8 protein-coding genes are annotated in these 9,789 nt (G+C 47.8%); 1 reads left to right on the plus strand and 7 read right to left on the minus strand.

Translation table 11 applies throughout. From position 1 onward, the window contains the following. Window positions 1–202: hypothetical protein (locus J1785_RS07560; RefSeq protein WP_217219158.1), on the minus strand; the 202-nt coding region annotated here is incomplete at its 3' end. 601 nt (window positions 203–803) lie between these two features. Between J1785_RS07560 and J1785_RS07565 the strand changes: the two genes are divergently transcribed. Continuing rightward, window positions 804–1,070 (plus strand): hypothetical protein, encoded by a 267-nt coding sequence (locus J1785_RS07565; RefSeq protein WP_217219159.1) that lies wholly within the window; start codon window positions 804–806, stop codon window positions 1,068–1,070. Between the two features lie 222 nt (window positions 1,071–1,292). On the opposite strand, the gene J1785_RS07570 is transcribed toward J1785_RS07565, so the two are convergent. Genes J1785_RS07570 through J1785_RS07595 form a run of 6 tightly spaced genes read right to left on the minus strand, consistent with a single transcriptional unit; the run spans window position 1,293 to window position 9,679 of the window. Then, a complete protein-coding gene (locus J1785_RS07570; RefSeq protein ID WP_129952095.1) occupies window positions 1,293–1,700 on the minus strand; it encodes an SMI1/KNR4 family protein in 408 nt (135 codons plus the stop codon). Continuing rightward, window positions 1,697–2,299 (minus strand): HNH/ENDO VII family nuclease, encoded by a 603-nt coding sequence (locus tag J1785_RS07575; RefSeq protein ID WP_217219160.1) that lies wholly within the window; start codon window positions 2,297–2,299, stop codon window positions 1,697–1,699. Before J1785_RS07575 ends, J1785_RS07570 begins: the two co-directional genes overlap by 4 nt. Next, the gene (locus J1785_RS07580) at window positions 2,296–5,550 is read right to left on the minus strand and encodes an ATP-binding protein (RefSeq protein ID WP_217219161.1); all 3,255 of its coding nucleotides are present in this window, start codon (window positions 5,548–5,550) and stop codon (window positions 2,296–2,298) included. The genes J1785_RS07575 and J1785_RS07580 overlap by 4 nt, the downstream gene beginning before the upstream one ends. Before the next feature lie 10 nt (window positions 5,551–5,560). Further along, window positions 5,561–6,421, minus strand: coding sequence for a hypothetical protein (locus J1785_RS07585; RefSeq protein ID WP_238483128.1), 861 nt, complete (start codon window positions 6,419–6,421; stop codon window positions 5,561–5,563). Between the two features lie 10 nt (window positions 6,422–6,431). After that, window positions 6,432–8,690, minus strand: a complete 2,259-nt coding sequence (locus J1785_RS07590; protein ID WP_129952092.1) for a dynamin family protein — start codon at window positions 8,688–8,690, stop codon at window positions 6,432–6,434. A gap of 14 nt (window positions 8,691–8,704) precedes the next feature. Next, window positions 8,705–9,679 carry a dynamin family protein gene (locus tag J1785_RS07595; protein ID WP_217219162.1) on the minus strand — a complete coding sequence of 325 codons (975 nt, stop codon included), beginning with the start codon at window positions 9,677–9,679 and terminating at the stop codon, window positions 8,705–8,707. Window positions 9,680–9,789: the final 110 nt, after the last annotated feature.

Raw genomic sequence — 9,789 nt, forward strand, 5'->3', positions numbered from 1 at the left:
TGTGCTGAGCGGGAATGTCTTTCACCGCACTGGTGAACGCAATTTCATAGCGCAGGATATCGCTGATGGCCTCGCTGCCGCTGAACCTGAGCACCGAAATATCAACGCCGGGCTGCCGGGATTCCAGTCGTTTAAGTCTTAACTGGTAATGGTTGTGGACCGGTAATTTACTGCCAGCAAGAATGTATTCCTGAATGCTCATCGTTTAAGTCCTTTTAACGCTCATGGGCGTGAATACCAAAACTGAAACCAAATAACGGGCAATCACGTTATGTAAACAGCAATGACTACTTAAAGCTCTTCCTGCTTATCAATCCATAGTGCAGCAGTGGAAGGCGATGATAATTGATGGTCATAATTCAATAATAAAGCATTGATGGTGTGAATATATCAATGAGTTTAAGTTTTCTGCATCAACAGAATACTTACAGCACACCATTGTCTTAAATCTTCCGTTCCCGAAATGAGAAAGTAGCATAAGTCAGTGATGCACTAAAGCAAACTAGGTCACGGAAAAATGTAACGAAATTATTAATGAGGGAGGGTGTGGAGATTTATTAGGACTATTCTCGCAAATCACTCGGATTTTTCTTTAGCGAAAAGTCTGAATGATTAGATGCTTGCTAATTAATTGAATGATCGCGCCTTCACTAAAGCCAGATTTTTCTCATCAACTTGATAAAAAACAATGCATCACTAATGTTACTTATTCCTTTGAATAAACAGTGCAGCGATATCTGAGATATGAAATTAGCTTTCATGCCAGAGGTATTCTGAACCCTTTTCCGGTAAAGTCCCAAAAAATGCCGAGCTTCGACCAAAGCATGCCGGAACAAAAACAGGCTGATGTCTTTGTTTTCCTCCAGCCTGGCCAACCGGATGATTTCCGCAATGACTTCAATGTAGCTTTGTGCCCTGACATCATAATAATCGCGCCGGTGGGTGATGGAATGCGCATTCACCTTATAGGTGTAATCCTTGCAATCCGACAGATAAAAGCGCCCGTTGCTAGTTGCGAGATGGATGGTCCAGAGAATATCTTTGTGGCTTTTGCCAGCCTGAAAGGATAAGGAATGTTGCCGGATACCATCCAGCGCGAATCACGACAAACCCAAATTATTTTTCTGTGCTTAATGCTGTCACTGTGAAGATTCAGTTATAGGGTTCCAGTTAGGGGCACTATGATATACGCTCCCGAAATTTGTCTCTTTTTATTTACAGCATTACCCGCTAGCTATTCCTAGCTGACGGGTTTATTTTATGGACTAATTAAGCGGAATACTAAGCATTTATTATTTAATATCAAAAATGACACGTAGCAGGAAGGCTTCAAGCGTCTCATCACTTATTTCCACCACCCCGGTTATCATCGACCAGGTGAGGATTTTGCACTGACGATTGTCGTAGAGAGAATAGTAACCATCGCCGATATCATAAAGTGGTACGGCCTGCTGTGGATAATCCTTGCCTTCACGTAGCGGTTCTATCGCGCTTAGAATATTCAGATGTGAAGTGGCAGGGACGCCAAGACCGTAAATTTCCGTAGCACCAGAGGCGACCAAACCAAACTCAGACAAGTAGGTTTTATATTCCTCTGAAAAATGCATACGCAGCGCCTGTTCCGCAGCGTTAATTTCATTTTCTGTTGCAGGGCGAATATCGGCGTCGTGCGTTGCAACCTGCTGCTCTAACTTTTTCATGCTGCCTCCTTTTCCTGAAGTAGCTTAATCTCTTCCGCTCGTGCTTTCCAGTGCGCTTCGCGCTCTTTGCCGAATGCCCCACGGTCGATTTCAGATTCTTTTGTAGTGTCATGCAAGATAGTATTATTTCCACCTTCCATATGCTGCGCGTGCGTTAATTCTGCCAGCGGGGAATCTGCCTTCTGCCCGACATGATGTAATTCTATAGGTTTACCATTGGCATCCAGCGGCGCTTTGCCCTTTTCCATACGTTCAAGATTGGTGTCACCCAGGGAATCTGTTTGGTCCAAATCGATTTCAGTATTAATTAACGCATCATTGCCGTTAACGGTCTGACATTCCAGCCCTGCATCCTGATAAATCGCCGCCTCTTCTTCGCTGGCAATACTATCGATAACTTCGTCGCTGTAACCTTCCTCGCTGAGAACCTCTTTAGTTTCGTCAGAAAGCGGCGTCAGTTCGTTGCGCGATAAATCCAGATCAACGGGCCTGTCGAGATCTTCAACATTAATGTCCTCGATCTTCAGGTCTTTCACACTTTCCATCAGATCACCCAGCGCTTCCATCGCCAGCTCTTTTAATACAGCCATTTCAATCATGCTACAGCCTCCGCGGTGACGTGTTTACGCCATGCGGCATAGACCTTCAGGTATTCATCATTTCTGCCAGCCAGTTCGCGCATAAAACACTGCTGCACCGCCCGCTCAAGTCCTGCGGGCAGTTCACCGGTTTGCTTAGCAATAAGCTGGCGGAACGACTGTTCCAACTGATTAAAGTCCGGAGCGGCGCGGACGCATCGTTCAATGGAGGTGGTGCAGTTGAGAAGGTTAACTACCAGTTTTGCCATGCGAGTAAAATGCTGTTCGTTTTGCAGACTGATTCCTCCGGTTGCGCGGAACTCATCAAATAGTGTTTTCAGCGCAATTTTTTGCCCGGTTGCCAGCAAACTACCTTCCAGCCCAGCTTCCAGCGACTCCAGGGGGATCTCCTGAGGCTGGCACAGGCGCGGAGCCATCAGCCAGGCAATCAGTTGCTGGTTAAAGAGCTGGTGATTGTCGGTAACAACGGCTGTGGCTTCGTAATGGAATATCTCTTCTTTACCGGCAAATTTATTAATCCGGCATAGCACCGGCTCCAGCCAGTCGTTTTGGTAAACTAGCGCCACCCCTTGCGGTAGCCGCGCCAGCTCATCAAGCTGCTCGTCGTTCAGACCTGCGGATTTTCCCGCGATACGCCGGTCAGCCTCCTCTGGCAGGCGCATGATAATTTTAGTGTTGGTATTACGAATCGCAGAAATATCAACGGCATAAGGGGATTGATCAGCAATAATAAATCCTTCACCCCAGGTACGCATTTCGGCAATAGCATTAGAGAGCATCTCCACCGATTTTCCCGTAATGTCATTCCCTTCGCCGCCACCGCCAGAGGTGTTGCGTCTAAGAATGTTGTGAGCTTCTTCCAGCACCGTGACATGTTTCAACGGCTGGTTCATACCTGAAAATGCAGCGCGGTGTTCACTCAGGCGGATAACCAGAATCCCCATAATCAGGGATTTTGTCTCTTGAGAGCCAATGCGGCAAAGATCGATAATCACATTGCTGTCGAACAACTCCGCGTTATCAATTTCTTCACCACAGAAAATCAGTCCATTCAATCCGTTAGTCAGCGATTTTACGCGTGTCACCAACGAACCGGTGTAATTGCTTTTTAGTTCCTGAGAGTAGGCGGAATCATCAATCACCGCTTTCAGTTGCGTTAGCAGATCGTTGAATGTCGGGAACAGCGCTGGGGTGAAACGGTTGACGGAACTCACCATATTCCAGCCGCATTCACTATAGCTTTGCAGAATTGCTTCTTTCAGAATTGCTGGCATAGCGGCATACATTGGCCAGCACATGGTGAATATTTCCACCAGCCGGTCAATATGCTCAAGGACATGGGTTTCATCCGGGAAGCGGAATGGGTTTATGCACAACAATTCGCTGTACTTCGCATTGCTGCCCAGAACCCGCACATCGCTGCGGTGACCAAACATATGCTTGTATTCGCCTTTCGCCGGTTCAATCACCATAAACGGAACCTTATGATGGCCCAGTTGGGAAAGCACCTCGTAAATAGCGTTGCTTTTCCCCGCGCCGGTTGAACCCGTCACAAATAGGTGGCTCGCTAACTGGTTGACATCTAAGTTGATAGTTTGTGGTAGATCGTTCCAAAGATGGCGTATAGAGCCCAGGCAAATTTCGCGTTCAGCATGCGTTCTAATGCCGTTGCTATCAAGGCGTTGAACTTTACGCCCGAAAGCCTGCGTCTGAAGTACCGCCACGGTGGAGGTAGAGCGACGCGGCAGGCTAAGCTGAATCGCCATTTCTTTGCCTGAAACAAGCGTTGCAGGCGTCAGGTAATCAATATTGATGCCTTCAGAAAAAACTGGAGTCAGGCGCGGGTGTGTAAGCGTTGCCAGCCAGTCGAGCACCATTTTTTTGTTTTGTGACTGCCAGGTCGTGAGTGCAAAATCTTCAGTACTGGAACGACTGCCGCGCATCAGGCCCAGGAAAATACTGGCTAATGATTCCGAAGAGGCCGCACTGTCACCGATAAAGTAGGCAGCGGTTTGCCAGCCGCCGTAGGTTCGTGCTTCATTGACGCGCTCCAGGTGGTGGTCAACTTTTTCCAGCATCTTTTCAATAGTTTTATCGCTGATTTCAAAGGAAATTTGTTGACTGTTACCCTGGGTTTTATTCAGCGATTGGCTGTCGGTATGGCTGGTCGTATCGGTTTTGCTCGTCGTTGAACTGTTGGCTTGTGACAGGTTAGTAGTATGACTATCGGAAAGACTCTCTGACCCGCCACTATTCTGGCTGGCAGAAATATTTCTTGGTAACACTGTATTTTTCAGCAGGGTGCCGATACCGCCGACTACCCCCATTCTATCGCCCTGAGCGCGTGCCTGTTGATATTCATCATAGGTGCGCGTGAAAGCGTCGGACGTGCTTACGGTTTGCGACTCTCCCCAGCTTTCCGTGGTCGATTTACTGGTGGTATCGGAAGTTCCTTTGGTTTCAGTCATTCCCAGGCTTTCACCCAACGACTGGCTCAACCCTTCACTGATGCTCAGACCAACGCTTTCGCTATCCTGTACCCCAAACGAATACTGCCTTTTTGCCAGGCAAGAGAGCTGTGTCGCTACTTGCTCATAACCGGTGCGGATCACTTCCAGATTTTGTGGCGAGACAGGTTCTGCAAGGATGAGTGCCTGATAAACACGGCTTTCCGCTGCATCGATAAAATGCTCCAGCCCTTGCATGAAATGCTCATGATTATCGGTAGACAAGGATGGCACGCCCGTGACAGCGGTGATTGTCGCCGAAGGTTCATCCTGTTGCGCCAGCGCCCCATCAAGCAGTTCGTCGGTTTCACCCGCTGCAAGCGGTACCAGGCTGCTGCCGGAAAAGTGCCCTTTGAAGGTTTCTTTCAGCAGTTCACCTGAGTTATGCCCCAGCATTTTTCCCGGCGTACCGCGTGTGCCAATGTACAAATTGGTTTCACATCCATCGGATTTCAGGAACAGGAACATGGCATATCCGGCTGCACCCAGCGCGGTATAGGCTGCGGTGGTGCTTTCAAGCACCGACTGTTTGTTTTCCTGCACGATGCGTTCGATGCGGAAAATACGAACATCCCCGGCACGATTGGTTGGTAGCCCTGTCTGAGTGGATATAGACTGCAACGGGTAATTTTTCATCTCCGCCAGATAGCTGCGATTGATGAGCGTTCTTGCTGATTGCAAAGTTACATCCGTGCGCTGCTCTAGTTCTTTCAGGCGCGCTGGCGTCATCGTTAATTGCGTCATAAATCCATCCTTAGAGTAGAGAAATCACCAGCGCCGCCAGTACTGCCAGTGCCCCGCCAGCCATCAACGCGATACGCAGAAAGCCAGGCTGTGGGTGGGAGGAAGCATCAGAGTGCGGGCGTGGAGCTGTCTGTGACTTAGGCTGTGGCTGGGTTTTTGGCTTGATAATGATGTGCTCAAAACCCTTAACTCCGTGCAGGCGCAGCGAGTTTCGTACCGTAATCAAGTGTTCGAAACGGACTTTGGCAAAGTTGCTATTCAGATAAGAAGTTTGCAGGTCGTAGTAATCGGCATCCCACTGGCTGGGGTTGTTATTCATTTTCCCTGCCAGAGAGTTTTCTTCATAGTCGACAAATAAATCGGCGACCCGCTCCTGTGTCCAGGCGACGGCCTTGTTGATTTCATTATCTTCAAGGCGGTTGTTTTCAAGCTCATTGATTAAGGCCGAACGCACCATGCTGGTAACGCCTTGTTCAACCATTCTTGCCAGATTAGCGCCGGGTAAATAGCCTTGCATATTCATTGTGTTCGTTCCCTCTGTGCGCCCGGTTACCGGCGCTTTTGCAAATCCAGCAATATCATTACGAATAAGATACTCACGAACATCAATAAGATGACTGATGCGCTTCTCGGCGAAGTTGTTCTGCGCCAGCTTGCGTTGGCGGTCGAAATACCCGGCGTTCCAGTCAAGCTCATCCGGCTCAATGGCCGCGAAGATCTCGTTGACCAGGTAGTCATCAAAGAAATCAGCAATAGCGGCGCTGGAGGCAACAATCTGGCGTAATTCATCGCCTTCCAGTTCGTTACGGGTTAACTGCTCAAGTAAATTCTGGCGCAGGCTTTGCCGTGTTTTAGATTTATCGTCCATCATGACTTCCTTATTAAATGGCCAGCGTATTATCAAGCTTCGCTTTAAAATCGATAATCCAGCGCTGCTGCTCTCTCGCCTCAGCGATAGTCTGCTCACGAACCTCTTTATTATTTAGCTGCTCTTGCATCGCGCCGATTAAAGCTTCGAACTTCTCGTTAAATTCGCGTTCAATAAAGGCCAGATAGTTTTTCACCAGCTTATCTTTATCCGACTCAAATTTTTTCAGCGCGCTGGCCCGGAAGTCATTAAACTCGCTTTCGATGATGGTTCGTTTCTCTTTCCAGGTTTCATTCATATCGACATATTCGACGGTGCGGTAATCGTATTCGGTACGCTTACGCCCCCAGGAGAATGGGTTATACCAGTTGGAGTCGCTGACCTCGCGGCCGTTATAGCGTTCCTCTTTGGTTTTAACATCGCGATCGTTGAGGCTAAGGTTAAGCGACATATCCTGCATGCTCTCTTTGAGGCCCTGCAGCAAAGGCAAAGCCAGGGTGCGGGCTTCACCAAATATCTCGGCGATAAATTTCAGATACTCTTTTTGTAATTCATCTTTAATATGCTGTTGACCGTCCGAGAAGGCAATTTCAAAATTACCGATCAGATCGTTACTGGCAAACGTCAGTTTCCGCTCGGCATTTTCTAATTCAATTTTTGCACGGTTTACATCCACCTCTCCCTGAGCGCTAATTTCATTGGACAGTTCCTTTAACAGGCGGCGGAATTTCATATCTTCCTGAGTGAATCTTTCAGCAATGAACGCCGGCAGTCCTTTCCCTTCACGGCGAAGCTGCTCTTTATAAGCTTCGGTATTCAGCCCCTTTTTATGCCTTTCCTGCAGCAAAGTAATTTCATCATTAATCAGCACCAGCTCTTTTTCATCTTTCTTGAGCTGCTCGGCAAGCTGGGTTTCTTTCATCCCCAGACCAATGGCTCGATGCAGCGCGGCATAAGCGCGATTCAGACGAGTTGGCACGTTATATTTATCGATGTATTCATCAATCATCACTTCTACGGCGGGCAAACCGCTGCGCTTTAGCACATTGGTAAAGCCACGCTCTTCAAGACTCCGGCGCACGCGTGAGGTAAGCGGCATGTATTCCGGGAAGTTCATCGTCGGCTCTTCGAGGAAAAGATCCGTCAGGGTATTCACATCTCCGCGTTCTTTGCGGGTTAAGGAATCCGGGTGTTTGCGTAACAGACGAGTTAAGTGTGCTGATACCGGGTACACCTGCGGGTTCCGGATACCGTTACTTTCAAGATAGGTCTTCACCCGCTGCAGCGCTGCACCAACATTTTCGCCATTTTCAGGGTCAAAAGCATCCATCTTATTCACGACGAAAATGAAACGATCTTTACTTTGTTTACCGCCTTTTTGCATGGTTTCAGCGACCAGACCCAGCAGGTTTTTATCGTCGTTAGTGCCCAGTTGCGTACCGTTGAGCACATAAAGAATCAATGGGTTACGTCTTGAATCCTTAATGAAACCCATGGTTTTAAGCTCATGATCTGCATCCTGGCTGTTATTTGGTCCTGGCGTGTCGGTCAGTACAAGACGAACATGATCGCGCGGTTGCATCGCCACGATATTGCCACGCAGTTCAATTTCCTGCGTATCCGGTAACTGGTTCCACTCTTTGAGCGTATCAACGTTGATTTCTGGCAGCGACTCTTCCTCACCTGCGCTTGAGAAGCGGCGCGCCGTAAAATTTGCCCCAGTGGTTTTATCATCAATGATTTGCGCGATGGTTGCGGTGGTAGCTTCGTTTGCCGCGGGCAGCAGATCCTGGCCAAGCATGGCATTGATTAACGTTGATTTGCCCGAAGACATGGTTGCGACAACATATACGTTAAAGTCATTGTTGAAGGCTTCGCGAAAATCGTTACGCACCTGTTCGTTGTTGACGATGTAGTCATTGAACTGCGGGTTGAGCTTCGCCTCTTCCATCAGCGCATTAATCTCGTCCAGACGGTCTTCCGTCGCACGCACTGGTTGCCAGCGCAGGCTAATTTCCATGCCGCTCTCACGTGCTTTTGTGGCGGCATCCTGTACATCCATAAAGTCCGATTCAACGCCTTTAAACTCAACCTCAAGCTGTGTTTCTCCGTTAAGCAACGCCTGTATCTCGCTAAACAATGATTCCACCCAAAGCTGTAACCGCGCTTCTTTATAACTGGAGAGTTTACATCCTGGCGCAGGCTCGGTTCCGTTGACCAAAAACGTAGATTCCACGGTAAAGGGGTTATGTTCCAGATATATGCTGTTCATAGATTTCCAAAGGATTAATTATGCTGTGAAAGAAAAATTTCCAGGGTGCGAATACCGCTGTAGGCAATAAATTGAATCAACTCAGTTTTATCAAACATGTCTGACTGCTTATTTTCAGGCAGTGTCCTTTTCAATTCGGCGCGAACTTTGCGCTTAATCGCCACAGAAATATGCGATGCTTCATTCAGACTAAATTTGTTTTCTCGAAAACGCTCGAGTTCGGTCTGCAAACGATGCTTTTGATTACGCGTAATACTTTTGCGGTTGAGTACTTTTTTGGCAATTAAGGATATTTGCATCATCGCCGGTATAATCACCGGTTGCCGGTACCCTGTTTGCTCCAGATATTCTCGAGCTTTTTCAAGAAAAAGCTCTATGGTCTCGCCGCGCTCGTCATCAAGCTGATCCACTTTATTGAGGATAAAAATAATCTGGTTGCCTGATGCTAACGCCGGGCTATTTTTTATGTCTAGCAGCAGTTGCTTATCGTCAAGAGTTGCCAGTTGGGTTGCATTGAGCACATATACCAGCAGTTTTTTCCCCGGTAATGTCAGCGCTGCGTCCAATAGGTGTTTATGACTGGCATCCTGGCTGTTGTTCGGCCCTGGGGTGTCGTAAATAACCAGCGGCTTCACTGTTTTGCGCAAGCTGTCAATACGGCAATCCAGCTCGATATATTTCACTGCCTGATGACCGTTCCACTGCCTGAGCGTCGCACTTTGCACATTGTTACTACGTTCATGGCATTCGCCCTGTTGATTGTAGCTCAGTCCTTCGATGCGCTGACGTAAACTACGGTTATGAGTAATACGTGTTAGCGTCGCCGTTGCTGCTTCATTAGCCGAAAAAAGAATTTCATTGCCAAGTAGCGCGTTAATAAGCGAAGTTTTCCCTGCACTCATTGTGGCCGCAATAATTACATTACAATGTTCCGGCCTGGTAAATAGTTTCCTGGCGGACTTTTTTTTGCTTGGTTTATTTTCTGCCATGCCCTTACCTTATATTCCCAGATAATTTCTGATTACTTTTTCCATTTCCTGCTGTAAATTTTCAGGTGAAATAATTCTCAAGTGGGGTAACCAGTATTGCACCACAGGCA

Origin of the sequence: Rahnella perminowiae, assembly GCF_019049755.1 — a bacterium.
GTDB lineage: Bacteria > Pseudomonadota > Gammaproteobacteria > Enterobacterales > Enterobacteriaceae > Rahnella > Rahnella perminowiae.